Raw genomic sequence first — 25157 nt, forward strand, 5'->3', positions numbered from 1 at the left:
TTGTTTTTAGTTTCGATCGTAAAAAACGACTTTCCGCAAATTTGGCGCATGCCCTGTGCAATTTGACTGGCATAGGTAACACGCGTTCAATTTGACTAATTCTACTTGGCTTTGCTTAAGACTTGCTTAAATCCGGCGTTTCCACGAAGGCATGCCGGTTTGTACGCTTTTCCATAGGGAAACTGGGGTTTGACGACAGGCAGGTAACTGCCAGCGTCTTTTTCGGTTGGCCGACATTGCTTCCGCCCGGATAGCCGCAGCCATAATGATTTGGCGTCCGGCAATGGTTGAGCGTGCATATAGTGTGACGAGCTGCACTATTTCGTCTGCATCAACTTTCAGGGTATCCGTTCCCTTTGATACGACTGAGGTCTTGCCGGAAGGTTTTTCAGTGCGAGCCGTTATCGACTTGCCGTACACAAGTTCCTGTTCCGTTATGCCAAAATAGCAAGTGGACTGACCATTGTTTTAAAGAGTTGCGTAATGACCTGAAGCAGGCCAATCACTGGTTTTGATGTGGCAGCGCTTCAGGCCAGCACTGCGGTCGGCGATCAATCTGACGCACGGCGATTACATTCGATGTAATTGGCGGACAGCGCAGCCGCCTCTACCATTTGGCTTTCGCCACCAGTCCGGTGGCGTTCACCGCCAAGGAGTTGCCATGTTTACCTATCCCCTTCACACGATCGAGTCCGCCCCATTGCAATCGAAGCCAGTGCTCCAGCAACTGCAACGAACGTTCGGCATGATCCCGAACATCGCGGCCGCGATGGCCGCTTCGCCGGTGCTGATCAATGGCTTCATCGGCCTGTTTGAACGGGTGCATGCGAGTAGTCTGACGGAGCAGCAGATCCAGACCTTGCTGTTGACCAATGCGGTAACTAACGCGAGCGAGTGGCCGGTCGCGTTTCACACTGCGCTCACGTTGAAGGAGGGCGTGCGTCCCGCCGATGTCGACGCAATCCGGCACGGCGGCCTGCCTGGCGATGCCACACTGGCTGCGTTGTCAACGCTGGCGCGCACGCTGATCGAAGGGCGTGGCCGTCTCACTGAATCTGACCAGCGACGTTTCTGCGAAGCGGGGTTCAGCTCGGAGCAGATACTCGAAGTGATTGCGGTGGTTGCCGCATCAACCATTACGAATTACACCGCCAGAGTTACCCGGCCGGTGCTCGAAGCACCGTTCGAGGAGTTTGCCTGGCATGCGCCCGCACCGTGAGTCTGCTATATTCATCCGCCTCGACTAGGGAAAACCGATGAACGTCACCAGTCCCGATCCGAAAATGCCGCCGAGTGAACTTGGCGATTTATTGCGCTATTGGCGGGACGTGCGTGGCGTGAGCCAGCTCGATCTGTCGCTCGAGGCCGGTGTCTCGCAGCGTCAGATCAGCTTCATTGAAAGCGGACGCAGCGTACCGGGCCGGCATACGGTCCTGACCTTGGCGCAGACGCTCGAGGTGCCGCTGCGCGAGCGCAATGCACTGCTGCTCGCCGCTGGCTACGCGCCCGTTTATTCGGAAGCAGCGTGGAACGCGCAAGAGATGCACAGCGTCACCCGCGCGCTTGAGCGGGTCGTGCGCCAGCACGAGCCGTTTCCGGCCATCGTGATGGATCGTCACTGGAACGTGCTGATGACCAACGACGCCGCGCCGCGATTTTTTAACCACTTCATTGACATGGGTGCACGCAAGGGACCACGCAACATGCTGCATCTGATCTTCGATCCGCAGGGCATGCGTCCGTTCGTGGCCGATTGGGACAACGCTTCCCGCAGCTTGTTGCAACGGGTGTATCGCGAATCGGTTGGTCGCGTGATCGACGCCGACACCACGCGTCTGCTCGACGAACTGCTTGCGTATCCTGATGTGCCGCGCGACTGGAATGCACATCATGCGCCGTCCGCCACGCCCACCATGCCGGTCATTCCGCTGGGTTTCGTCAGCGAGGGCGTAGTTCTCCGCTACTTTTCGATGGTGACGAGCATTGGAACGCCGCAAACCGTTGCCGCGCAGGAGCTGCGCCTGGAATGCATGTTTCCCGCCGATGACGCCACGGAAGCACGCCACCAGCAATTGTTCGCAGCGCATTCAGAGGAACGCTGAGCAGCTTACGGAGATCGGGGGCAGGTATTGCAATGACCTATGAAATCGCGTGTGTCTGGACGGCTCTTTCAATTTCGTATTTCGAGAATGTATCATTGCAAAACCTGACCTTAGGTTTTTGCAGGCCCACATACTTTAGGAGAGCGCATGTTTGACCACGTTAAATTTGGAGTCAGTGATTATGCCGCGAGCAAAGCGTTCTTCCTCAAGGCACTCGAACCGCTTGGGGTAGCTGTTGTCTCGGAGGGGCCGCCGACCTACGGTGTCGAGCTTAGCTCAGACGGTAAGGTTTCATTGTGCCTGTTCCAGACCGAGGAGAAGCCGGCGCATCTCCATCTGGCGTTCACTGCGGAGAATCGCCAGCAAGTCGAGGCTTTCTACCGCGCGGCTCTGGAGGCCGGGGGCAAAGACAATGGTGCGCCTGGCCTGCGCCCGAACTACAACGCGAACTACTATGCGGCTTTCGTCATTGGTCCGGACGGCCACAATATCGAAGTCGTTTGCCAGAAACCCGAAGCCTGACCTTTCATTTGACCCGACGCACGCTATCAGATAAGTTGTAGCTCAAACAGCACCGTCCGTTAAACACGGCGCGCGTGACTGATACTTTCAACGTTGGACGTTGCAAGATCCTTCATAAGGAGCACTTCATGACATCCCGAACCGCTTCCTGCTCGTGTGGCCAGCTTAGTATCGACGTCGACGGCGAACCGCGTGGCGTCGGTATCTGCAATTGCCTGGCGTGCCAGCGCAGAACCGGTAGCGTCTTCGCTGCACTGGCCGGTTTCGCCGCGCCGTACCGTGTCACCGGCGTCGCTACGGAATACTTGCGCACCGGAGACCAGGGCGCGCAGTTCGTGTTCCGGTTTTGCCCAGTCTGCGGCACGACGGTCTTTCATACGGAAGTCGGTTATGAGGGCTCGGTTAGCGTCGCCGTGGGTGCGTTCGCAGATCCAGACTTCCCGGCGCCGACAGTCTCGGTCTACGACTGCCGCAGACACCCTTGGGTTCAGCTTCCTCCCGCTACCCGGATCTACGAGAAAGATCCCGGTTGATCCGGATTTTCCTAGGGCCATCGGTTGAATCAATAGGCATTTGCAGTCGCTTGCTAGGCATGAGCCGCCAGGCTTTCGCTGATGTGATTGATAAACAGCCGTACGCGCGAAGGTATCAACCGCGATTCGATGATGGCGTACACAGGGATGGACGCGAAGCGCCAGTCCGGCAGCGCGCACTGCAGGCCGGCGGCGATGTCTTCCGGCGTCTCGCGTCCGGCAGAGACCGCGATGCCCATGCCGAGAATCGCCATCGTTCTTGACAGCCCCACGTTGTTCATCGCGTAGCGCCCCTTGACGGCGATGGTGACCGTCTCGGTCTCCGATATCAACTTCCACTGGGCTTGCTGCCTAAGCGGTGTCTGGATCAGCAGGCATTGGTGCTGCGCCAGGTCGCGCGGATGGCGCAGTGGCGGCGCGCCGGCGAGATAGGTGCTTGATGCACACAGGTGGCGCGGCAGCAGGCCGATCGGCTTGGCGATCAGCGAAGCCGGCATCGCTACCGGCTCGCCCATCCGGATGGCGCAATCGAAACCGTCGGCCACCAGATCGATGCGGCGTGGCGTCAGGTCGAGTTCGAAATCGATGAGCGGGTAGCGCTCGCCGAATTCCTTGATCGCCGGCGCCAGATAGGAAAGCGCCAGATCGACCGGCATAGACACCCGCAAAACGCCGCCAGGCTGTTCTGCGCCTTCCAGCAACGCTTCGTGTGCAACATGCGCTTCGGCGACGATGCCTTCGCAGCGTCTGAAATACGCTTGCCCCGCCTCGGTCAGTTCGACCTTGCGCGTGGTGCGGTGAAACAGGCGTACGCCGACCAGCCGTTCCAGATCGGCGATGCGGCGCGATAAGGTTGAATTCGGCATGTCCAGTATCTCGGCGGCGCGCCGGAACCCCTTGGCTTTCGCCACCGCCACAAATAATTCCATATTGGCAAGCAGTTCCATTCCCATTGCTCCATTAATGGATCAGTGAATTCAGTTTAAGCTATTTATCCCATTGAAGAAACGACCGATGATGAAGCCGTCACCAACCTTCATGAGAGAAAACCATGTCTACCTTATTTTCCAGTTTGCAAATCGGCCGCAACACACTGCGCAATCGCCTTGTCATGGCGCCAATGACACGTTCCCGCGCCGATGACGCCAGCGGCGTGCCGTCGCCGATGGCGGTCACTTACTACGGTCAGCGCGCCGGCGCAGGGCTGATCATTACCGAAGGCGTCTTCCCTTCGCCGATGGGCAAGGGCTATGTCCGCACGCCAGGCATTAGCACCGCAGAGCAAGGTGCGGCCTGGAAGAAAGTGGTCGACGAAGTGCATGCCGGCGGCGGATTGATTTTCTTGCAACTGATGCACAGCGGCCGCATTTCGCATCCATCGATGTTGCCTGGCGGCGCGTTGCCGGTGGCGCCATCGGCGATCAGGCCTGCGGGCCAGTCGTTTACCGCAGCCGGGCTGATGGATTTCGTTGAACCACGCGCGCTCGGCACCGAAGAAGTCGAGGCCGTCATCGCGGAGTACGCCAATGCTGCGCGGCTTGCAATCGAGGCTGGATTCGACGGCGTCGAACTGCATGCGGCTTCGGGCTACCTGCCGGAGCAGTTCCTGTCTTCAGGCACTAATCACCGCAATGACCGCTTCGGCGGTTCGCTCGCGAAACGCGCGACCTTCATCCTGGAAGTGCTGGCTGCGATGAGTGATGCCATCGGCAGTGACCGGGTCGGCATCAAGATCTGCCCGGAGATGGGTTTCAACGATCTCAAGGACGATGAACCGGTGCAGACGTACAGCTATCTGATCGAACAGTTGTCAGGCCTGAAGCTGGCCTACCTGCATGTGGCAAGCTCCAAGGCCGCTTTTGATTATCACAGCCTGCTGCGTCCTTTGTTCAAAGGCGTCTACCTGCTTGGCGGCGGTCTGTCCAAGGCAAGCGCCGAACAACGCATCGCCAGCGGCCAGGCCGACGCCGCAGTGTTCGGCAGCGCCTTCCTTGCCAACCCGGATCTGCCGCAGCGTTTGGCGCTTGATGCTCCGCTGAACCAGCCGGATCCAGCACTGTTTTATGCCCCCGGAGCGGCCGGCTATATCGATTATCCGGCGAGCCCGAAGCATACGGACACGCGCGCTTTGCGAATTCACGCCTATGGCGGAGCGGAAGCTGTGCAGCTGGATATGCTGGCGGTGCCGGTTGCCGGCGAAGGTGAAGTCGTGGTGCGGGTGCGCGCTGCCGGCGTCAATGCGCTGGATTGGAAAATACGCGACGGCCTGGTGCGCGACGCTTTTCCTTTGCCGCTGCCCGCAACGCTGGGGCTGGAGTTTGCCGGTGAAATCGTCGAGGCCGGGGCCGGCGTGAGCGGATTCGCTCCAGGTACGCGCGTCATGGCCGCGCTCGGCGGTTTGGGCGCGTATGCGGATTACGTGCTGGTGAGTGCCGATAAAATCGCGGCCATCCCGGCCGGGCTGGACGACGTCCGGGCGGCGGCGATGCCGGTCGCCGCCTTGACTGCCTGGCAATCGTTGTTCGAGGCGGGCGGCTTGCAGAAGGGCGAGACGGTGCTGATCCACGGTGCGGCGGGTGCGGTCGGCAGCTTTGCCGTGCAGTTTGCACGGCAGGCCGGCGCCCGTGTGGTGGCGACCGCGCGCGGCGTCAATGCCGGTCTGCTGCGCAGCCTTGGCGCCGATGAAGTGGTCGACTATCAAGAAAGCGCTTTCTGGGAACGTGCCGCCGATATCGACCTGGTGCTCGATCTGGTGGGTGGTGCGACCTTGCAGCGTTCATGGGATGTGCTGTCGGCCAAAGGCCGGATCGTCAGCACGGCCGCACCGGAAATCGTCGCTGCCATCCCCGCAGGGAAACGAGGAAGCTGGTTCGCAATGCGTCCGGATTCTGTCCAGTTGGCCCGGTTTGCCGAACAAGTCGCCCAAGGAAAATTGCAAGTCCTGATGGACGACGTGGTCGCGGTGGCGCAGGCGGCAGCAGCCATCGAAAAAAATAAAACCGGGCATGGCGCAGGTAAAACTGTCATTCTGTTTTGAGACCAGTGATAAGAGCGATGCGGGGAGGAGCAAGAAAGCCATAGATCCTCCCCGGATTCCGGGAGCGCCTCTGAGGCTGTTGTTTCAACCGCACGAGTTCCGCTATCGGTAAAATAGCTTGTCCGCCCACAATCTGGAAAGTGCCAATAATATGAACGACAAAGCCGCTCCTTACCATGCACATATCTACTACACGCTTGCACATCGCGCCGTCGCTGAAGATTTGCATCGTCGCCTGGGCGAACTGAAAGAAGCGGCAGGTATTGCGCCGATTCTTTTTGTCGGACAGCTGCGCGACCGCAAAGTGGGGCCGCATCCTATTCCTCAATTCGAAATCCATTTTACAAAAGAAAAACTCGGCGTCATTGTCCCGATTCTTGAATCATCGGGACTGACCGCGCTGGTGCATCCGCTCACCGATGACGATCTCGCCGACCACACCAGCCTGGCGCAATGGATCGGAGAACCAATCGAACTTGATCTCGCGCCGCTTGATCCTCCGGGCATGAACAAGGGCGTCGCCCGTTTCGGGAAAACCGATTTTTAGCATACAGCTCATGCAAATTTCTTATGCTGCGGTGTTGCGGCTGCCGGCAGAGAAATCCGTGTTCGCAGATCCCCCGGCAATCGCGTCACTGAGGGAGTGCATATTCAACTTGGCGTGAATGCGGATACATGATTGCGCTAACACTGCGACATCTTGCCGAAGCCGGTTTCCTGTATTGCCTGCGGTGCTTTTCCTGCACCCTCAAACGTCATCGATACGTAACTCTGCGGTCATGCAGCGGTAACACATCGTCGATAGAGTCTGGCTTTTCTTTCTCTATGGAAATGACATGGCGCACTCAAGTCGTAGAAAATTTCTCAAAGGTTCTGTGGCAGCAATGGGAGCGACCATGCTGCCACCGGCCGTCCAGCAAGCGCTGGCGGCGCCTGCCGTCAGCGGCACGCTGGGCTCGGTCGGCCACGTCGTCATCTTCTGCCAGGAAAACCGGTCCTTCGATCATTACTTCGGCACCATCAAGGGTGCGCGCGGGTTTAATGACGACCACGCAGCGACCATCCAGGCCACTACCCGTAACGTGTTCAGCCAGGCCGACAGCACCGGCGCCTTGTACACGCCTTGGCGTCTGAATTCCAGCACGGCCTCGGCGCAATGGCTGTCGGATGTGCCGCATGATCTCAACACCGGCACCGCAGCCTGGAACAAGGGGCGTAGCGACAAATGGATTCCCAACAAGGGCATGAATTCGCACACCTACATGACGCGCAACGACCTGCCATATCACTATGCGCTGGCCGATGCCTTCACTTTGTGCGACAACTATTTCTGCTCGGCGCGGACCTCGACCAATCCGAACCGCCTGTACCTGATGAGCGGCACCATCGATCCGCAAGGATTGAACGGCGGCCCGGCGACCACCAATGGCTTTACCTACGGTTCGCTGACCTGGCAGACTTATCCGGAAGCGTTGCAGGCGGCCGGCATCAGCTGGCGCACTTACCAGGAAGTCGATAATTACGACGATAACGCGCTGGCATGGTTCAAGCAGTTCCAGAACCTGCCGACCAATTCGCCCCTGTACATCAACGGCGTGCAGACGCGGGTGCTGGCGGATTTCCAGAACGATGTCACCAATGACACGCTGCCGGCGGTGTCCTGGATCGTCGCGCCTGCCGCCAAGTCCGAGCACCCTAGCGGCTCACCGAATGTCGGCGTCGATTATGTGAACCAGTTCCTGCAAGCGCTGGCGTCGAATCCCGCAGTCTGGGCCAAGACCGTATTCATCTATACCTATGACGAAAACGGCGGCTTCTACGACCACGTCACCACGCCAACGCCACCATCCGGCACTGCCAACGAATTCGTCAGCGGCGTGCCGATCGGTCTCGGTTCGCGGGTGCCGACCATTGTCTGCTCGCCATGGAGCCGCGGCGGCTGGGTCGCCAGCGAAGTATTCGATCACACCTCTACCATCCAGTTTCTGGAAAAATGGACCGGCGTCACTTGCCCGAATATCAGCCAGTGGCGACGTGACGTCTGCGGCGACCTGACATCCTGTTTCGACTTCAGCGTCAGCAATGCCGCTTTCCCGGTGCTGCCGAATACCGCCGCGCTGGCGACCCTGGCCACCAGCCAGCAAAGCTTGCCGAAGCCGGTGCCGCCGGCGGCCAACACGGTCATGCCGCCTTACGAAGCAGGCCAGAAGCCGTTGCGGGTGCAGCCGTACCAGCTTAATGGCTGGCTGACGCAAGACCTGGCCAACAAACAGGTCTGGACCAACTGGAGCAACGGCGGCAGCAAGCCGGCGCCGCTGCAAATCAACGTGGATAATTACCGTAGCGACAATCCATGGATGTACACCATGGCGGCTAACGCCACCTCGCGCGACTACTGGCACGTGATCAGCTACGGCAATGGCTACTACGACCTGGAACTGCTGGCGCCTAACCAGTTCTACCGGCGTTTCAAAGGCTATCTCAGCGCCACCGCATGGCAGGGCCAGCCGGAGCCGCAGGTGCAGTTGACCAACAACGGCGTCGGCCAGACGGTGACTATTTTGTTCGACAACAGCGGCACCACCAATACCGCGGTGTTCACGCTGCTGGACCGGATCACCTCAGCCAGCGTCACCAGCCAGACCATCACGGTAGCGCCGAAGCAGACCTCGACCATCCAGTTCACCACCACCAATGGCTGGTATGACTTGAAGATCACCTTGGGCGGCGACAGCAATTTCATGCAGTCGATGGTGGGCTACACTGAAGGGCAGCAAGGCCTGACGCGGCCGCCGGTATTGCGTTGGTAAGTTAAGAGGCTGTTGCACACACACCTGGCGTTGTTGCCCTTGCTGCACCCTACTAGCCGTATTAGTCGTACTGTCTTCGTCGAAGCGCCTAGCCATCTGTGTTTGTAACAGCCTCTAAGAACCTGCTCGAAATCTGTAGCCTCAGCTACGCTGACTTGGTCGTCAGCGAGGTAAAGAGCAGCGCAAAAAGCGGAGCATACTTGAGTATGTGAGCATTTTGAGCAGCGCATGCGCCCTGTTGACGGCCTCGCAATAAGATTTCGAATAGGTTCTAAGAAGAAGTTGGGCCCGATGCACCGCGTGAACGGCGGCACCGGGCTGGCGGCAAGTTATGGATAAGAGAATGAACGAGAAGAAATTTGCAATAGGGCTAGGTTTGGCCGGCTGTGCGTTCATCGCATTGCTGGTATATGTGACCATGCCCGAACAGGTATCGCAATCGCCAATAGAGCTGCTTCCCGGAAGCGGCGCTGCTGCGCCCGAAACGCCGGTCCCGGCAGTGCATGCGAAACCAGGCAATGCAGTTGCCAGGACCGTCGCAGACTGCTCGATCCAGCGCCTCGATGCATGGCGTCTGGTCAGTGTAGAGATGGGTGGATACCGGCAAGCCGGCATCGCTGTATTGAACAATGACAAGCGCGGTTCGCTCACCGTAATTGAAGGACAGAGTTTTGACAGTGATCTGTTGCCGGAAAAAATTACAAGCAATTCCGTGACATTGCGTTGCGGCCAGATGGCCCAGATCAAGATGCTGGGTGAAAGCCGCGTCTCCGTGGAAGTACCGGCCGTTCAGGAGATGAGAACAGCGTTGCCCGATCCGGACAAGCACTAGTACAAGCACTCATTTTTGCGCCAGGCCGCGTGCATGGAAATGCCCGGCGCGCCATCATTGCAACTTTGCTGCTATTCTTGCCTTTCAGAATCAGTCGGAGGAGGGCAATGATGAAAAATTATCGTCATGTGATTATTGCGGCATTGTTGCTAGCGCCCGCGATCTCGATAGCCGCTCCGGCTGGTCATGATTTTTCCAGCCAGTTCCAAGCTTGTTATGCAGCAGCCGACGCCAGCAATGAAGCCAGGTCGTCATGCCTGGCCGATGAGTTGAACGCGCAAAGCAAGGCAGCAGCGGATTCGCATGCGGCAACTGCGCAAATTTTACCGGGCGCTGAAAGGCAGGCATTCACCGACGATTTCGTGTCCTGGAAAAAGACGATTCTGCTGGATTGTTCACTGTTCGCCGACAAGCAGACGGTCGCAGTGGAGAGAGAAAATACCCGGAAATATTGCCTGATCGAGAAAACGCTGGCGCGCTTGAATGGTGACGACCTGATCCGGCAAAACAAAACGTTCGGCAAATAAGCCGGATTGACGTCGCATTGTTGACGCGACGACGGCGGCCCGTTCAGGAACGAGGCCGCCAGCCGCCAAAAGCACTTGCTGCTTGAATCAGGCTTTGACGCCGACGATCACATGCGAAGCCTTGAAAATCGCCACTACCGGCTTGCCTGCCGCCAGACCCAGCGCCTGTGCGCTTTCCTGGGTGATGATCGCCGCCAGCGTTTCGCCGCCCTTGAGGCTGACTTCGACTTCCGTATTCACAGCGCCGGACTTGACCGTTTTCACTGTGCCTTCGAGGCGGTTACGGGTTGAGAACTTGATGCCGGCGTCCGGCGTCGACAGGATCACCCACGGTGCTTTGACCAGCGCCAGTGCTTCCGAGCCGATGTTCAAATCGAGGTATTTGGTGCTCTCGCGGGTAATCACCGCGACGATACGGTCGCCGCCGGCGAGCGTCAGTTCGACTTCGTCGTTCACCGCACCCGGAAGGATGGCGGTTACCTTGCCGGCGAATTCATTACGTGCACTGGTAAGCATGTTCAATTCCTTGGTTTCGTATTGAGCGCCAGGTTTGAGGATCTGGAAAAAGGGAGTTTTATCTTACTCCAATGCGCGACGCCGGCGTTCATACCAGCCTGTTATTCCGTATGCCATTCCGCGTATATCAGAGATGGATTGCAGGGGGTCAATAAGGTACGGCAAGGCGTATCAGACAGGTCGCCGTGAATCACACTATATTTACAAATATGTAACGATAATTCCAAACAAAATCCACATTCATTCGCCAATCGACCTATCTGGTCACCCTGGAGCGGGAGAAGCATTTCGGCTGAGAGGCGCTGGCTTGCCATGCTTCGCAGCTGGCCTTGTCAGGCGCCATCCGCAGCATAGAGCGAGAGCTGGGAATGACGATCGTGCAGCGCAGCCGCCGTTTTGAAGGCTTCACCCCGGATGGGGTGCTGGCATGGGCGCGGCGGGTGCTGGCCGACTGCGAAGGCCTGCGCCAGCCTGTTGCCGCTGGTCGGCTGGATCTATCGGCGCGTCATACATCGCAAGCGCTGGCCATCTGCCTGGTATTGACAGAATGCCCAGCCATTCTTTACTCGAAAGGAAAGCGCATATCGGAATCCGCGCGCGCCATGTCCAGGGTACGGATCATGGCGCGCGACAGATCGAAGCGCATGATGTCGCTCTGGATCTTTCCATCGCGCAGCAAGTTCGTGAAATGCTGAGTCTCATGGCAGAGGCCATCCCCCAGGTAAGCGGCCGATAAAATATCGCTGACGCCGGATTCCCGCACTAGTAATGCCTTGCATGGATTCCACCATTTTCCTTCGATCACCAGATGTCCCTTGCTGCCGCCGATCACAGCACGGCCGTCGCTGGCGCTGCGCATCCCGCAAAAGAAATTCGACATGCCATGCGCATGCCGGGCGCTAACTGTCGCCATTTCATCGACACCGCTGATGCCGATATCCAGCAATGCCTTGACCTGCAAGGCCGGGCCGAGCAGATCGCAGGCAAGAAACGCAGGATAAATACCGATGTCCAGCAGGCTGCCGCCAGCCTGGGCCGGATCGAATACCTTGTGTGTGCGATCACCGAACAGGTAGGAGAAGCCAGCGTCGACAAAATTGACTTCGCCGATTGCACCGTCGCCGAGTAGCGTCTTGATCTGTCGGTAAAGCGGATAGAAGGCCGGCTTCATGGCCTCCATGAACAGCACCTTATGTTGTTCGGCAACCGCCAGCACCGATTCCAGCTGCGCCAGGTTAGGCGCGGCCGGCTTTTCCGACAGCACCGCCAGCCCTGCCTGGAGGCATGCGATCGCGTAGGCAGGATGTTCTATATGCGGCGTGGCGATATACACAGCGTCAAGACCGGCCTCAAGCAGTTCATCCAGACTGGCATAGCTACGCGCCAGTCCATGGCGTGCGGCGAATTTTTGCGCAGATTCAATGCGCCGCGAATAGACGCCGGCCAGTTCAGCATCCTGTACGTATTGGAAGTCATCTGCGAAACGTTCCGCGATGCCGCCGCTGCCAATGATTGCCCAACGAATCATGTGTTTCCCTGAGTGAGTTGTCGCCAAGGCGAAACGATAACGCAAATCAGGGAAACTGGTAAGGCACGGCCTATGCCGCGCTCAACAGGCTTTCCAGCGTACGCGCTGCGATCTTGCAATCGAACTCGGCAATCTGGTAGTCGGCCACATCGGCCTGTACGTAAGAGTCTCCCGCCAGTAACGCCAGCAGGGCCGGCTTCGGCATGGCGCTGGCCAGTATCATGCCGCCCAGGCCGCTCTTCTTGGGCCCCGCAAACAGGAAACTGCCATCGTCGATGTGCTGCTTGACCCAGGCGCCGTGGCTGGGGATATATGGCTGGACTGCGGCTGGGGCTTGGCTATAGCTGATGTTCAGGATATACATGACATTCTCACTAAAGTTGTTGTGACGCCTCCAGTATGCGAAAACTCCGGCCATGGAAAAAGCCGCATAGAGTTTTGTCATTCCACACTGTTAGTGGTCAATCATCGCCGCTGCCGTGCTGAATAATTCATGCTTTACTCATGTTTAAAGCTGGTCGCGCAGGATGATCCGCAGATCGCGCTTTTCCGTTCCCGACAGAACCGAAACCCTGACCGTGCTGCCGGCCGGATCGTTGCGCAGGCGACGGCGGAACATGGAAAGTTCATTCGCGGTAACCGGCTTGTCATCGACTGCGACGATCTGGTCGCCAACGCGCAAACCTGCAGCCGCCGCCGGCCCGTTCGGCGTGACGTCGACTACCTCGAAGGCCTGGTTGCCGACATTGATCCACATGCCGGAGCGATCGTACGCGGCTGTGTCAGGCACCGGCGCGGCGCGCGGTTTCAGGTACATGATCTGGCGACCGTAGTCGAAGGTGACGATGAAGCGCTTCATGAAGCCGCTGCCGATATTGCCTTCGTAGTTGGCGTCGGAAAATGCGCCTTTATCCTGCAGCGCCAGGCTGTTGATGACGTTTTCCTGGCGCACGCCGCCCAAACTCAGTTCACTGCCGCGCACCACGTACGAGCGGGACGGGCCGCCTACGCCCCAGCCATCGATGGCCAGTGCGCCGTTGGGGTGTTTCTCGCGCCATTGGTATTTATCGACAAAAGGCTTGGTCAGCGTCGCCTCGGAACGCGAGCCGGTATCGATATTAAAGCGGGCGGGCACGCCATCCACGGTGCCGGCCACCTGCACCATGTGGTCGTAGAACTTGAACGGCACCGGCGTGCCTGCCGCTGCAGGGGAGAATTGAGCGGGATCGGTCAAGGTGATGGTCTGGGCATCGTAGTCGAAGGTGGTGACGAAGCGCCGGAACACTTCAAAGCCGATCATGCCTTCTTCTTCGTAGCCCTCGGTTTTGGCTGAACTGAAATTCAGCACGAAGGCTGGCGTATCGCTCATGGTCATGGCGCCGACTTGTATTTTGCCGACCTTGACGTAGCCGGTGCTGACGGTCTTTTCACCGGCGCCGCCGGACTGGGCGTCGCCCTTGGGGGCAAGGCCCACCGCTGTGGCGGTCGCGGGCGTCAGGATGTTATGGCCGCCGGTGTCGAAGATGAAGCGGAACGGCCCTTTGCCATTGATGAACACCTTGGCGTAGACATGGTTGTTGAGCAGTTCGAACGGAATGGTGGTGCTGCCGCCGGGCAGGCTGAGATTGCTGCGCGACCAGGAGGGCGCTGCATACGCGCTGGCCGGCCGGGCCGGCAGAAATGCCGCTTGCGTGAGCGTCTGCAATTCGGGATCGCCGCCTGTACCGCTATCGATCTTGACGCTGCCGGCCAGCATCACGCCGTCGACCCGGCGGTAGTCGGCATAGCTGGTGGTGATGGTCAGGAATAACTGCACTTCGACTACCCTGGCCAGTAAATGCGATTGCTGATCGAACCATGCTTCGAACGGCTTGCCCCCCTGAGGATAAACCTGCAGCACGGCATAGCTGCGGTTGCTGTCGCGCTTGAGTCCAAGACTGTTGATCTTCGCGCCTCCTCTATCGGAACGCCACCATCTGTTGGCGTTCCGATACGCTTCATTGACGGCCAGCTGGATACGGTCGCCGCCTTCTTCCGGCGTGACTGCGCCGGACTGGTCGCGCATCCACGGCTGCTTGCCGTCGAAGCCGTTGGCCCCGCTGGTCGGATCGGTATCGGATGCATCGATAAACCAGCCGTTGCGGATATCGGCGAGGGAGGTGACGGTGCCGCTCAAGCCGTTGCCGCGATAGGCGTACAGCGCTCGTAGCGTCGCTTTGCCTCGCCAGGCGTCGCCGCCGGCGGCTGCCCTGTAGGCGGCAAGAATCCTGGCGACGTCGCGCTGTGTGGTGTCAGAGCTTTGGGCGCTGTCGGAGGCTGGCGCTATGGCCATGCTTTCTGCCCCGTGCGCAGCGCCGGCGCACGCCAAAGCGCAAGCCAGTACCAAAATATTGATATGCGGCCGCCGGCTGCTGTCCTGCGCCATCGAAGATATTGGTGTTTTCATGGTCAGATGATGATGTACCGGGGAGGGCCGTGTCTTGAATCTATTTGACCTCGTTGCGCCATGTTCCGGGCGAGCGGCCTGTGACGGCAAACACCGTGCGCGTCATGTGCGACTGGTCGGCAAAGCCGCAATCGATGGCGATGTCGGACAGCGATTTCTCGCCGCCGACAATCCGGCGCCAGGCCAGACGTCCGCGCAACTGCACGCGATAGGCAGATGGCGTGACGCCAAACACCTTTTGGAAGCCGCGTGAAACGGTCGCATCGGCCAGGCCGCGCGCCTGCGCCCAGTGCTGCAGTCTCAGGTGGGGATCTCGCGCCAGGTCGGCGGCCAGCTGTTCCGGCCAGTCGGCCACCGGCAAGGGCGCGGCGTGCATGGCGGACAGCACGAACGCCGCCGCTTCACGCGGATCGCGCTCCGCCAGCCGCGCCGCACTATCCGGATCGGCGATCCGCATCAACGGCGCGCTTGGTTCTTGCCAGGTGTTCAGGGGAATATTCAGTATCAGCGCACTGGCGGAGAGGTAGCGGTTGAGGTGCGCTTCGAATGCGCCATGCACCACGATGTCGCCGGCGCTTACCCGGAAGCGGCCGCGGTCGCCGGCTTCTTCATAGCTACCCGAGAGGACCAGCGCCAGATAGCTGGCGTCATGCCGATGGCGCGGCACGAGATGGTCGCCGCGCTGGAGTTGTAATTGGCAGGGTACCGGACTAAAACAGGTTGCACTCACATTCAGCCTCGCCGCAAGAGGTAAAGGTTGCCGTGTTTGTTTATCGGCGGCAATAAGTGTAGCAGCCCTGGGTTTGCCTATCCCGATTTTTTGCTTGCCGGCTTGCGGATGACGCGCCGCAACATCACTTCGTCTGCGCGGGTCTGGTGCAGATCAAGCGCTGTTGTTCATTGATACGTTTGCCGTGGGCGATGGGTAGCGGCTGGTGATGCATTATGTGTGCTTGGCGGGATCGATTTGACGCGTGCTACCCGATGAGAACTGGTACGAATGGCACGCGTCTACCAAATGAACGGAACAAACCGATATCGCACCTTGCGCTTGTATTCCACATAGCCGTCCAACTCGTCGGTGAGCATCTTTTCTTCTCCAAGCGTACGCACGGCGAGCAGGAAAATAAAAACCGGACTCGTGACCAGGCCCCAGAAAGATCCCAGCAAGAGCGGCGTTCCGACGAAAAGCAAAATCGCACCCAGATACATGGGATGCCGGACAAAGCCATAGACACCGGTTGAAATGACTTTTTGCTTGCGCTCACTCTGTACCCGCACCAGCGCGGAGGCAAACGTGTTGTCGGAAAAAGTGCGGAATATAAGAAACCAGGCGCCTAGCAGGAGGAGCGCGCCAAGAACCTCGAGGGAGTACGGGAAGCCTGTCGTCCACATATACCGCCTGGCATCCAGAGGCATGACGATGCTCCACACGACATACAGAAAACCGAACAGATACACGAGATACGTGGCGTCTTTCTTCTGGCGGACATTGTTCATGGGTTGCAGCCGCTCTTTCAGAAGATCCTGGTCTTTGATGTAAAGATATAGCGTAGCGCTCCAACACATGGCGATGAACCATGCGCCCCAGATCCAGCACTGGACCCAAAGCCAATCGCCTGCGATGAATAGCATCGATGCCGGGAACACGAAAGGAAACCCAAGCGGCCAGAGCATTTGAAAAGCTGTTATTTTCCTGGAGTCGATTGTCATGATCTATCCGTCATACGGGGACGTGCTGCGCAAGCAACGCGATCCCTCTTTCAGTCAGAGATACCACACCGTCCTTGCCAGGCTGCGCATCAATGAGTCCGTCAGCACAGGCATCTTCCCAGATCATGAAGCGCGGACAAGTGGTCTTCCAGACATCGACCGCCTCGGCGTAGCGGTGCGATCCCGGTGCAATCCACTCCAGCATTTGCAAGGTCAATGAATAATGCGCATCAGGCATGACAACTCTCCTTTCTGGCAGCGGCATCATTGCTAGCCTACGCCAAATTGCGCCGGCCTGTTTGCCGTACTTGTACAATCACCGGCCAGTGAGTTTTTCATTGCGCTGTACTGGCGCAGCTGGCAGAACAGAGCTTCCGCAACAGCGACCATATCCGCGTCGCGTTCATGAACCGGCTATGGACTACGGCAGTACAGTACTGCGCGAATTTCCCCGGCTTCAAACATTCCTGTGACTGGCAGCGAAGACCTTAGAACCTATTCGAAATCTTACTGCGAGGCCGTCAACGGGGCGCATGCGCTGCTCAAAATGCTCACATACTCAAGTATGCTCCGCTTTTTGCGCGGCTCTTTACCTCGCTGACGACCAAGTCAGCGTAGCTGAGGCTACAGATTTCGAACAGTTCTTAGCCCTTCCAGGTGCGTTCCAGGCCGGTATCTGCATGAATCCAGCCGCCGCGCTTGCCGGGCCGGTAATAGAAGCCGACGCCGCCCTGGCGGAAGCTGCGGATCAAGCCGCCGAGTACGTCGGCATCCAGCTGCGCCAGGCGGATATCGGCCGCCCGGCCTGCCAGGTGCAGGGATTTGCGCGCCGCCGGTACGCCGCTCTCGATCAGGCCGTTGTTGGTCGCAGGAGTGCGGTAACCAGACAGGATTTCCAGCGGCTGGACCATGCCGTAGCGGGCGATAAAGGCTTGCGTGCCCCACAGCGTTTCGAACAGCTTGGGGTCGATGGCTTCGGTTTTCTTGGCTTGCACGTCGCGCAGCAGATGGCATAACTCCTGGTAGGCGGCGTCTTGCACCTCGCCATCTTTCCAATACAGCAGCTTGGCGTGTTCGCCGCTGGCCGGGCGCGTTACTTCGAGCACGCGCGGCTTCACCCAGAAATCCATGTCTATCAGCTGGGCGTCGAAAATATCCGGCGGCGGGTCCATGCTGACCTGATCGGCGACAGCGGGTTTGGTGAAGATGGTCGATTTCGCGAATGATACTTCGGTAGAAAAGAGCCCGGCGGCACCCAGGAACAGACTCTTTTGCAGGAATTTTCGGCGCGATGACATGGCAATCCAAATATAAGGGGATGGAGAATTTTATCTCACCGCCTTGTGTTTGAGTAGCGCTGTAACGTATTGAAGCATCTAGACGGCGACCGCGCGTGGCGTGCACATTTGAGGAAATGGAGAGCGTGGCAGCGGAAATGCCGCGTTGCTGGCATCATTCTGCATTCATGGTTTGCGCGGCCTCGCGCAATGACGGATCGACCCGACCGCTTTATTTCAAGGATATGCTTTATGTCAGTTCTCTCTACCGGTTTCAAGACTGCGGTTATTGCAGCCCTCCTGAGTTTTTCCATGATGGAGAACGCGCTCGCGCATGCGCACCTGAAAGTCGAAGTGCCTGCGCACGATACGGTCGTCGCTACGGCGCCGGCGACGCTGCGGCTGGAATTCTCCGAAGCGCTCGAGCTGGCATTCAGCGGCGTTGCGCTGAGCGACGCCAAGGGTAACAGCATCGCCACCGGCGCCGTATCGTTGGCGCCGGAGAGCAACAAGACATTGCTGGTGCCGCTCAGCGGCCATCTGGCCGCCGGCGTCTATACAGTCTCCTGGCATGCGCTTTCGCGCGATGGCCACAAGACCAAGGGCAGATACAGCTTCACGGTCCAGCCTGGATGATGCTGGATACGGTAGTCGCAGGAAATCGGTTTCTGCATTACCTGACGTTGATGTTGTTGTTCGGCAGCAGTATCTTTGTATGGCGTCTTGCTGCTCCGGATTTACGTGTGGTTATCGGACGCCGGTTGAATCCGGCGTTGCGTATTGCGGCGTTGCTGGCTGCACTGACTACATTGGCAGGATTGTTCCTGCAGGCGGGTGAGATCGCCGGCAGCTGGCAGGCAACGGTCGATGTCCAGTTGCTGCAAAAAGTGCTGCGTACCGATATCGGCCAGACCTGGATTCTCAGGATGTTGCTGGCCTTGCTGCTCCTGGGGTTAACGCTGCGGCAGCGGCCAGGCCGCCTGGGCGGCGTCGTGCTTGGTTCCGCTCTCTTGCTCGCCAGTCTGGCGCTGACCGGACACGCCGCCATGGACGAGGGTTTGCGCGGTTTCCTGCATGCTGCGAATCATGTGGCGCATCTGCTGTGCGGCGGCGCGTGGCTGGGTTCCTTGCCACCTTTCCTGCTGTGCTTGCGATTGCTGGCCGATCCTGCCACCCGTAGCGATGCTTCGCTCACCTTGCAGAGGTTTTCCAACGCCGGACATGTTGCCGTCGTCGGCGTGTTGCTCACCGGCGTCCTCAATACACTATTGGTGCTGGGCAGATGGCCGACCGATTGGTCTTCACCGTATCAGCTGTTGCTCTCCCTCAAAATCCTGTTCACGGCGGCGATGGCGCTGCTGGCCGTGATGAATCGCTATGTGTTCGTACCGCGGATGAAGAGCGATGCGCCATCCGCAATTGCTTCGATCAGGCGTTACACACTGACGGAAATCGGGTTGGGCGCGGCGGTGCTGTTGCTGGTATCGTTATTCGGCATGCTGGAGCCGGGCTAAGAGCGATTTCGCGGCAGCGCATGAGGCAAGAACCGAGATTGGATTGCAGGTGGTGCGAACAGACAAGCTTGTCGTTTGTTTATTGTGTTCATTTATTTTGTTCGCTTATTTTTTCTGAGTTCTTTTACGATAGGAAAATAGTCATGAATATCGATTTGAGCAACAAACTCGCCGTGGTCAGCGGCTCGACTGCCGGCATCGGACTGGCGATTGCACGCGGACTGGCGCAGGCCGGCGCCGAAGTGGTGGTCAACGGCCGCAGCCAGGAAAGAGTCGAACAGGCGCTGGCGACCCTTCGCGCCGAGCTGCCGCAGGCGCGCCTGCAAGGCGTGGCCGCAGATCTCGGCAACGCCGCTGGCGTGGCGCAATTGATCGCCGCAATTCCGAAGGCGGATATCCTGGTCAACAACCTTGGCATCTTCGAACCCAAGGGCTTCTTCGACACCAGCGATGATGACTGGCAGCGTTTCTTCGACGTCAACGTCATGAGCGCAGTACGGCTATCGCGTCACTACACACCGCTGATGGCCGCCGCCGGCTGGGGCCGGGTATTGTTCCTGTCGAGCGAATCGGGTTTGCAGATCCCGCGCGAGATGGTGCATTACGGCGTCACCAAGACGGCCTTGCTGGCGGTTTCGCGCGGGCTGGCGGAAACCATGGCTGGCACCGGCGTTACGGTCAATGCCGTGTTGCCGGGACCGACCCGCTCCGAAGGCGTCGCCACTTTCTTTGAAGCGATGGCCAAAGAGCAGGGCGTCGGCCTGGAAAAGCTGGAGCGCGATTTCATTGCCGAGCATCGCCCGAGTTCGTTGATCCGCCGTCTGGCGACAGTCGAGGAAGTGGCGAACATGGTGGTCTACCTGGCTTCTACCCAAGCCTCGGCTACCACCGGCACGGCAGCGCGGGTGGATGGCGGCGTGGTGCGCTCCATCTCTTGACGTGCCAGGATTGAAATGATCCGCTGCGCCGGCTGCCGGCGCAGTTTTATGCACTATCTTTTGCCTGGTCCCTGCCACTGACCGCGTGATGCCTGATGACACATTTGTCATACGAGTGTCACGCGATCGTCCCGCATGAAATCCTACACTTGCGTTTAGCGATGCGGCAACACAGTCATACGCCGTCGCGCCGTCAAGTTTCCAGGACATCATCATGTGTACTGTAAAAATCCATTTTACAAAGGCAAACCAATGAAAACCCGCGTTAAACTTTCCCTGATCGCCTTCAGCCTGGCCGCAACCGCGTTCGGTTCCACGCCAGTGTTCGCGCAATCGGCGGTTCCACCCAAGGCGGTCAACGTGGTTCTGGTGCATGGCGCCTGGGCCGACGGCTCCAGCTGGGCCAATGTGATTCCGCGCCTGCAGGCCGCCGGCCTGAACGTCACGTCGGTGCAGAATCCCCTGACGTCGCTGGCGGATGATGTCGCCGCAACCCGCCGCGTGCTGGCGCTGCAGAACGGGCCGACGGTCCTGGTCGGTCATTCCTGGGCCGGCACCATCGTCAGCGAGGCGGGGGACGATCCCAAAGTCACCACCCTGGTGTATGTAGCAGCGCGTGCGCCGGACGCCGGCGAGGATTTCAATGCCCTGGCCGCCAGGTATCCAACCATGCCGGTGCGCGCCGGGGCCAAGGATCACGATGGTTATGTGACGCTGACCGAGGATGCTTATCTTAAGTATTTCGGCGGCGACCTGCCGCACGACCAGGCGCTGTCCTTGTATGCCACGCAGCAGCCGATTGCCAAGACCCTGTTCAGCGGCCGCACCACCGTCGCGGCATGGCACGACAAGCCATCCTGGTATGCGGTGTCGAAGCAGGACCAGACCACCTCGCCCGATCTGGAACGCTTCCTGGCGCAACGCATGCATGCGACCACGATCGAACTGGATTCCAGCCACCTGTCGCTGGTGTCGCACCCCAAGGAAATTGCCGACCTGATCCTGGCGGCGGCGGGGCGTACGCAGTAGTGTGAAGAATTATTTGATGATTTCTTGATCGTCGTCTTGCTGGACGCCATAGCTCCGCGCGCGCAAAACAGCCGGAGTCGGTTGCGCCAGACTGACTGCCGGAGGATCGTCTTATGGATTGTCTTATAATCGGCGACACAGCCCTTCAAACCTTGGAGTATCGCCATGTCGCTTTCACTCTGGCTTTCTTTCGTTGCCGCTTCCGCGCTGGTCATCGCCATTCCGGGACCGACCATTCTGTTGATTGCAACCCATGCCGTAAGCTTCGGCCCGCGCATTGCGGCGGCCATGGTGCTCGGTTCGGCGCTGGGCGGAGCAACCGCGATGGCGCTGGCGATGGCCGGCCTGGGCGTGTTGCTGACGACGTCGACCCTGGTCTTCACTGGCCTGAAGCTGCTCGGCGCGGCCTATTTCATTTATCTCGGGATACGGATGTGGCGTCAGGATACGAAAGGAATCGATGAGGAGAAAGCGGTGCATCAGGTCAGCCCGTTGAAAGCCTTTTGCCATGCATTCCTGGTGACCGGACTCAACCCGAAGGGGATCGGTTTCTTTGTCCTCTTCCTGCCGATGTTTATCGACAAACAGGCGCCTTACGTGCCGCAGATGCTGATCCTGATACCGACAATGGCCGTCATCGGCATGCTCAATGACAGCCTGTATGCAGCTTGTGCGATACGTCTGCGCCATGTGATCCGCCGCGCCGCTGTCATGCGCCGCATCAACCGCGCCGGCGGCGCCATTCTGACCGGCCTCGGGATTGCGATCGCCGTACACCGTTCGTCGTAAAAAATGCGCAGGCGGCTTGCTTGCGCAATTTCAAGGCATCGTGGATTGCGGCCGCAATCCGACCCGGAGGTCAGGCCGGTTATTTCAGGAAAATCGGCACTGTCAGCTGCTTGCCCTTGGCGTCGACGACGGCGGACATTTCGTGCACCACGCGTGCTTGTACATTGTCGGGCAAGCGGATGTAGTCCAGGCTGTTGGCAAGATCGTCGCCTTCCATGAAAGCCCAGGTAAAGAACTGGATGACCGCCTTGGTCCGTTCCGGCTGGCTGGTTACGCGGGGCAGATACACATAGGTAGCGCCGGTGATCGGCCAGCTGCCCGAGCCTGGTTTGTCTGTCAACATTTCTTCAAAATTGCCGGTGGTCTTCCAGCTGCTGTTGGCCAGGGCGCTATTGAAGGAGTTGGCGTTTGGCTTGACGAACTGGCCGTCGCGGTTCTTGAGCTGGGTGTAGTTCAGGTTGTTTTCGATGACATAGGCGTACTCGGCGTAGCCGATGGCGCCCGCCGTTTTCTTCAAGGCGGCGACCAGGTCGCCGGTGCCCTTGATGGTTTTGACATCAGCCTGCCAGGCGATGCTGAAATTGCGGCCGTACTGTTGTTTCCATTCCGGATTGACGCTGCTGAAATAGTCGGTCAGGGTGTAAGTGGTGCCGGAGCCGTCGGCGCGCGCCAGCGGTACGATGCGCAAATTGGGCAGCGTCAGCTTCGGATTTTCCTTGGCGATCGCGACGTCATTCCATTTGTCTATCTTGCCCAGATAGATGCCGGCCATGATATCTCCGGTCAGGCGCAATTCGCCTTCCTTGATCCCCGGAAGATTGATAATCGGCACGACGCCGGAAATCACGGTGGGAAAATCCAGCAGATTGAATTTCTTCAGGTCGGCGGCGGACATCGGCGCATCGCTGGCGCCGAAATCTGTTGTGCCTTCTTTAATTTTCTTGATGCCGGCAGAGGAGCCGATCAATTCGTAGGCCAGCTTGTTACCGGTTTTCTTGTTGTAGGCGGCGTCCCATTTCAGATACAGCGGGGCCGCTGCGGTCGATCCGGCGCCGTTGATGTCGGTAGCATGGGATGCGCTCAGGCCGAGCGCGCAGGAGAGTACAACCAGATATTTCAACATTTACAACCTTACGCGTGAGATGTCTTTGAGAGCCACAGCAAATTCTGTATTTTTCTGCAACTTGAACAGTAAATCAGCCATTAATCAACAATTAAGCAGAGCGGCATTTTCGCAGAAATTCTCGAGAAATTGTATAAACGAATTGTATTAAACGACCTGAGACGGTAAGCAGGCGTGGCTTGTGAAGCCATGCCCAAAGCCGGTTTACGCTATGTGAACGTGCTGCGGATCAGTACTTTGGAACCTCAATTTTTCCTTTGGCGATTTCGGTCATTTCTTCCGACAGCGGTTTTTCCGGCATGACGGTTGCCAGGATGACCAGAGATAGCTCCAGCCGCCGTTGACCGCTGCCAGAAAATATCGGTTTGCGTGTAAACTTGCGGCATATTTTCACGGGATAACCATGTTCACTTCCACCACAGCAGAGCTTGATGTCGACTACGCTCTCCTGGCGCGCCAGGCCGTCAGTATTCTCGACAACGAGCGCGACCAGAACTCCAATGCAGCGCAATTTTCAGCCTTCGTTTACCAGACCGTGGCCGATTTGAACTGGGTGGGCTTTTATTGGGTGAAGCCGCGTGGAGCGGCAAGTACGCACAGCGATGAACATGAATTGCTGGTCGGCCCGTTCCAGGGCAAGGTTGCCTGCGCCCGCATCCAGTTCGGCCGCGGCGTTTGCGGTACGGCCGCGATCAGCCGCCAGTCGGTGCTGGTGCCGGACGTGCATGCTTTCCCGGGACATATCGCCTGCGACTCGGCGTCGAACGCCGAGATTGTCATCCCGGTGATCAAGAACGGTAAGTTATACGGTGTGTTCGATATCGACAGTCCAAGCCTGAACCGCTTCCGGCCGGAAGACCTGCAAGGGCTCGAATCCTTGCTCGCCGTGTTTGTGGCGGCGACGGATTTCGAATAGGCGCCTGCGCCTTTCCTGCGACATCCCTGCGCCTGGCGTTTTCAGGCCTTGCTCTTTGCCGCCACCCACTCTGGCCGCTGGCCCAGCACGTCGAACAGTTCCACAATAATCGCCTTGACCTTGTACACCGCGTTGCTGAGTAGTTCGGTGTCGTGCCAGCACAGCGACAGCTCGCGTGAAAACAGCCGGTGGTCGACCTTGGCCAGCTTGAGCTTGTGTTCGTCGAGCTCGATATGTGCGGCAGACCAGGGTAGGACGGTGACGCCGAGTTTGGCGATGACCGCCGCAAACAGCAGTGCGGTGGAGCTTGCTTCGAAGCGTACTTCGCAAGACAAGCCGGCTTCGCTCAAGGCCCAGTCGACGCGGCTGCGGATCGAGTTCGGCGCGCTCGGCAGGATCAGCGGCATGCGCGCCAGGTCGGCCAGCTTTATCGGTGCGGGCGGCAGCTGGAAATCCGGCCACGCAATCAAATGCAAGGCTTCGCTGATCAGCCGCTGCGCAGCAACGCCACGCGTTTCCACCGCATCGGCGACCACCGCCAGTTCGACCCGGCCGCCGCCGATCAGGCCGCCGAGGTCCGCGCTCGGCGCTTCGATCAGTTCCAGCACGATACCGGGATAACGCTCGCGCACCATGCGCGCCAGCGGAATCGCCAGCACCCGCGAGGTGCTGGACGGCATGCCCACCGATACTTTACCTTGTGGGAATTCGGCATCCTGGCGCAGCAGTTCCAGCGTGCCGTCGGCCTGCCGCAGCAGTTCCAGCGCATGCCGGTACAGCGTCAGTCCCGCAGCGGTCGGGCTGACGCCATGCACGCTGCGCTCCAATAACTGCATGCCGAGATCGCGTTCCAGGTTGCGCATCTGCTGGCTGACCGCAGGCTGGGCGATATGCAACGCCTCGCTGGCGTGCGTGACGTTGCCACACTCAACCACTTTCACGAAATACCGCAACTGCCGCAAGTCCATTTCCCACTCCTTCCATGTTCTGATCCTGTATCGCCAT

At 58.8% G+C, this 25157-nt stretch carries 27 protein-coding genes; 15 read left to right on the forward strand and 12 right to left on the reverse strand.

Annotated features, from left to right (window positions below; translation table 11 throughout):
* The first annotated feature begins 661 nt into the window (after positions 1-661).
* From LT85_RS01185 to LT85_RS25750, 4 genes are all read left to right on the forward strand, one after another.
* Complete coding sequence (locus LT85_RS01185) at positions 662-1219, forward strand: carboxymuconolactone decarboxylase family protein (RefSeq protein WP_038484280.1); 558 nt, start codon at positions 662-664, stop codon at positions 1217-1219.
* Between the two features lie 37 nt (positions 1220-1256).
* Complete coding sequence (locus LT85_RS01190) at positions 1257-2102, forward strand: helix-turn-helix domain-containing protein (RefSeq protein WP_038484283.1); 846 nt, start codon at positions 1257-1259, stop codon at positions 2100-2102.
* A 147-nt stretch (positions 2103-2249) separates the two neighbouring features.
* On the forward strand, positions 2250-2624 hold the full coding sequence (locus LT85_RS01195; RefSeq protein WP_038484285.1) for a VOC family protein: 375 nt from the start codon (positions 2250-2252) through the stop codon (positions 2622-2624).
* Between the two features lie 128 nt (positions 2625-2752).
* The gene (locus LT85_RS25750; RefSeq protein ID WP_081991901.1) at positions 2753-3157 is read left to right on the forward strand and encodes a GFA family protein; all 405 of its coding nucleotides are present in this window, start codon (positions 2753-2755) and stop codon (positions 3155-3157) included.
* A gap of 53 nt (positions 3158-3210) precedes the next feature.
* On the opposite strand, the gene LT85_RS01205 is transcribed toward LT85_RS25750, so the two are convergent.
* On the reverse strand, positions 3211-4104 hold the full coding sequence (locus LT85_RS01205; RefSeq protein ID WP_038484291.1) for a LysR family transcriptional regulator: 894 nt from the start codon (positions 4102-4104) through the stop codon (positions 3211-3213).
* Positions 4105-4208: 104 nt separating this feature from the next.
* On the opposite strand from LT85_RS01205, the gene LT85_RS27430 reads away from it, so the two are divergent.
* The 5 genes from LT85_RS27430 (at position 4209) to LT85_RS01230 (ending at position 10363) form a co-directional block, all read left to right on the forward strand.
* Positions 4209-6194, forward strand: a complete 1986-nt coding sequence (locus LT85_RS27430) for a zinc-binding dehydrogenase (protein ID WP_038484295.1) — start codon at positions 4209-4211, stop codon at positions 6192-6194.
* A gap of 151 nt (positions 6195-6345) precedes the next feature.
* Positions 6346-6741, forward strand: a complete 396-nt coding sequence (locus LT85_RS01215; protein WP_038484298.1) for a DOPA 4,5-dioxygenase family protein — start codon at positions 6346-6348, stop codon at positions 6739-6741.
* Between the two features lie 289 nt (positions 6742-7030).
* Complete coding sequence (locus LT85_RS01220; RefSeq protein ID WP_038484301.1) at positions 7031-9004, forward strand: phosphocholine-specific phospholipase C; 1974 nt, start codon at positions 7031-7033, stop codon at positions 9002-9004.
* A gap of 343 nt (positions 9005-9347) precedes the next feature.
* Positions 9348-9836, forward strand: a complete 489-nt coding sequence (locus LT85_RS01225; RefSeq protein WP_038484306.1) for a hypothetical protein — start codon at positions 9348-9350, stop codon at positions 9834-9836.
* A 107-nt stretch (positions 9837-9943) separates the two neighbouring features.
* Entirely contained in the window at positions 9944-10363 is a 420-nt protein-coding gene (locus LT85_RS01230) for a hypothetical protein (protein WP_156117391.1), read from the forward strand.
* Between the two features lie 87 nt (positions 10364-10450).
* Here the strand turns inward: LT85_RS01230 and LT85_RS01235 are convergent, their stop codons facing one another.
* The 8 genes from LT85_RS01235 to LT85_RS01270 form a co-directional block, all read right to left on the reverse strand.
* Positions 10451-10879 (reverse strand): TOBE domain-containing protein, encoded by a 429-nt coding sequence (locus tag LT85_RS01235; RefSeq protein WP_038484313.1) that lies wholly within the window; start codon positions 10877-10879, stop codon positions 10451-10453.
* A 562-nt stretch (positions 10880-11441) separates the two neighbouring features.
* A complete protein-coding gene (locus LT85_RS01240) occupies positions 11442-12407 on the reverse strand; it encodes a Gfo/Idh/MocA family protein (protein ID WP_038484316.1) in 966 nt (321 codons plus the stop codon).
* A 70-nt stretch (positions 12408-12477) separates the two neighbouring features.
* Positions 12478-12771: a YciI family protein gene (locus LT85_RS01245; protein ID WP_052134492.1), complete on the reverse strand. Its 294-nt coding sequence runs from the start codon at positions 12769-12771 to the stop codon at positions 12478-12480.
* Positions 12772-12915: 144 nt separating this feature from the next.
* A complete protein-coding gene (locus LT85_RS01250; protein ID WP_081991903.1) occupies positions 12916-14853 on the reverse strand; it encodes an aspartyl protease family protein in 1938 nt (645 codons plus the stop codon).
* 40 nt (positions 14854-14893) lie between these two features.
* Positions 14894-15520: a helix-turn-helix domain-containing protein gene (locus LT85_RS01255; protein WP_052134521.1), complete on the reverse strand. Its 627-nt coding sequence runs from the start codon at positions 15518-15520 to the stop codon at positions 14894-14896.
* A gap of 344 nt (positions 15521-15864) precedes the next feature.
* Positions 15865-16566: a methyltransferase family protein gene (locus LT85_RS01260; protein WP_038484325.1), complete on the reverse strand. Its 702-nt coding sequence runs from the start codon at positions 16564-16566 to the stop codon at positions 15865-15867.
* Between the two features lie 10 nt (positions 16567-16576).
* Positions 16577-16804, reverse strand: a complete 228-nt coding sequence (locus LT85_RS01265) for a hypothetical protein (RefSeq protein ID WP_038484329.1) — start codon at positions 16802-16804, stop codon at positions 16577-16579.
* A gap of 406 nt (positions 16805-17210) precedes the next feature.
* Complete coding sequence (locus LT85_RS01270; protein ID WP_038484332.1) at positions 17211-17864, reverse strand: YcbK family protein; 654 nt, start codon at positions 17862-17864, stop codon at positions 17211-17213.
* 231 nt (positions 17865-18095) lie between these two features.
* Between LT85_RS01270 and copC the strand changes: the two genes are divergently transcribed.
* From copC to LT85_RS01295, 5 genes are all read left to right on the forward strand, one after another.
* Positions 18096-18479, forward strand: coding sequence for a copper homeostasis periplasmic binding protein CopC (copC, locus tag LT85_RS01275; RefSeq protein WP_038484335.1), 384 nt, complete (start codon positions 18096-18098; stop codon positions 18477-18479).
* Positions 18476-19357, forward strand: coding sequence for a copper homeostasis membrane protein CopD (copD, locus tag LT85_RS01280; RefSeq protein WP_038484337.1), 882 nt, complete (start codon positions 18476-18478; stop codon positions 19355-19357). Before copC ends, copD begins: the two co-directional genes overlap by 4 nt.
* A 143-nt stretch (positions 19358-19500) precedes the next feature.
* Entirely contained in the window at positions 19501-20295 is a 795-nt protein-coding gene (locus LT85_RS01285) for an SDR family NAD(P)-dependent oxidoreductase (RefSeq protein WP_038484340.1), read from the forward strand.
* Positions 20296-20547: 252 nt separating this feature from the next.
* The gene (locus LT85_RS01290) at positions 20548-21324 is read left to right on the forward strand and encodes an alpha/beta fold hydrolase (protein ID WP_038484343.1); all 777 of its coding nucleotides are present in this window, start codon (positions 20548-20550) and stop codon (positions 21322-21324) included.
* A gap of 165 nt (positions 21325-21489) precedes the next feature.
* Positions 21490-22113, forward strand: coding sequence for a LysE family translocator (locus LT85_RS01295; protein ID WP_038484345.1), 624 nt, complete (start codon positions 21490-21492; stop codon positions 22111-22113).
* Between the two features lie 79 nt (positions 22114-22192).
* Here the strand turns inward: LT85_RS01295 and pstS are convergent, their stop codons facing one another.
* Both pstS and LT85_RS26320 read right to left on the reverse strand, forming a co-directional pair.
* On the reverse strand, positions 22193-23236 hold the full coding sequence (gene pstS / locus LT85_RS01300) for a phosphate ABC transporter substrate-binding protein PstS (protein WP_038484348.1): 1044 nt from the start codon (positions 23234-23236) through the stop codon (positions 22193-22195).
* A gap of 229 nt (positions 23237-23465) precedes the next feature.
* Positions 23466-23630 (reverse strand): hypothetical protein, encoded by a 165-nt coding sequence (locus LT85_RS26320; RefSeq protein WP_156117393.1) that lies wholly within the window; start codon positions 23628-23630, stop codon positions 23466-23468.
* Between the two features lie 9 nt (positions 23631-23639).
* Between LT85_RS26320 and LT85_RS01305 the strand changes: the two genes are divergently transcribed.
* Positions 23640-24152, forward strand: coding sequence for a GAF domain-containing protein (locus LT85_RS01305; protein ID WP_038484351.1), 513 nt, complete (start codon positions 23640-23642; stop codon positions 24150-24152).
* Between the two features lie 41 nt (positions 24153-24193).
* Here the strand turns inward: LT85_RS01305 and LT85_RS01310 are convergent, their stop codons facing one another.
* Positions 24194-25120 (reverse strand): LysR substrate-binding domain-containing protein, encoded by a 927-nt coding sequence (locus LT85_RS01310; RefSeq protein WP_038484354.1) that lies wholly within the window; start codon positions 25118-25120, stop codon positions 24194-24196.
* Positions 25121-25157 lie beyond the last annotated feature (37 nt).

The organism is Collimonas arenae (genome assembly GCF_000786695.1).
Lineage (GTDB): Bacteria > Pseudomonadota > Gammaproteobacteria > Burkholderiales > Burkholderiaceae_D > Collimonas > Collimonas arenae_A.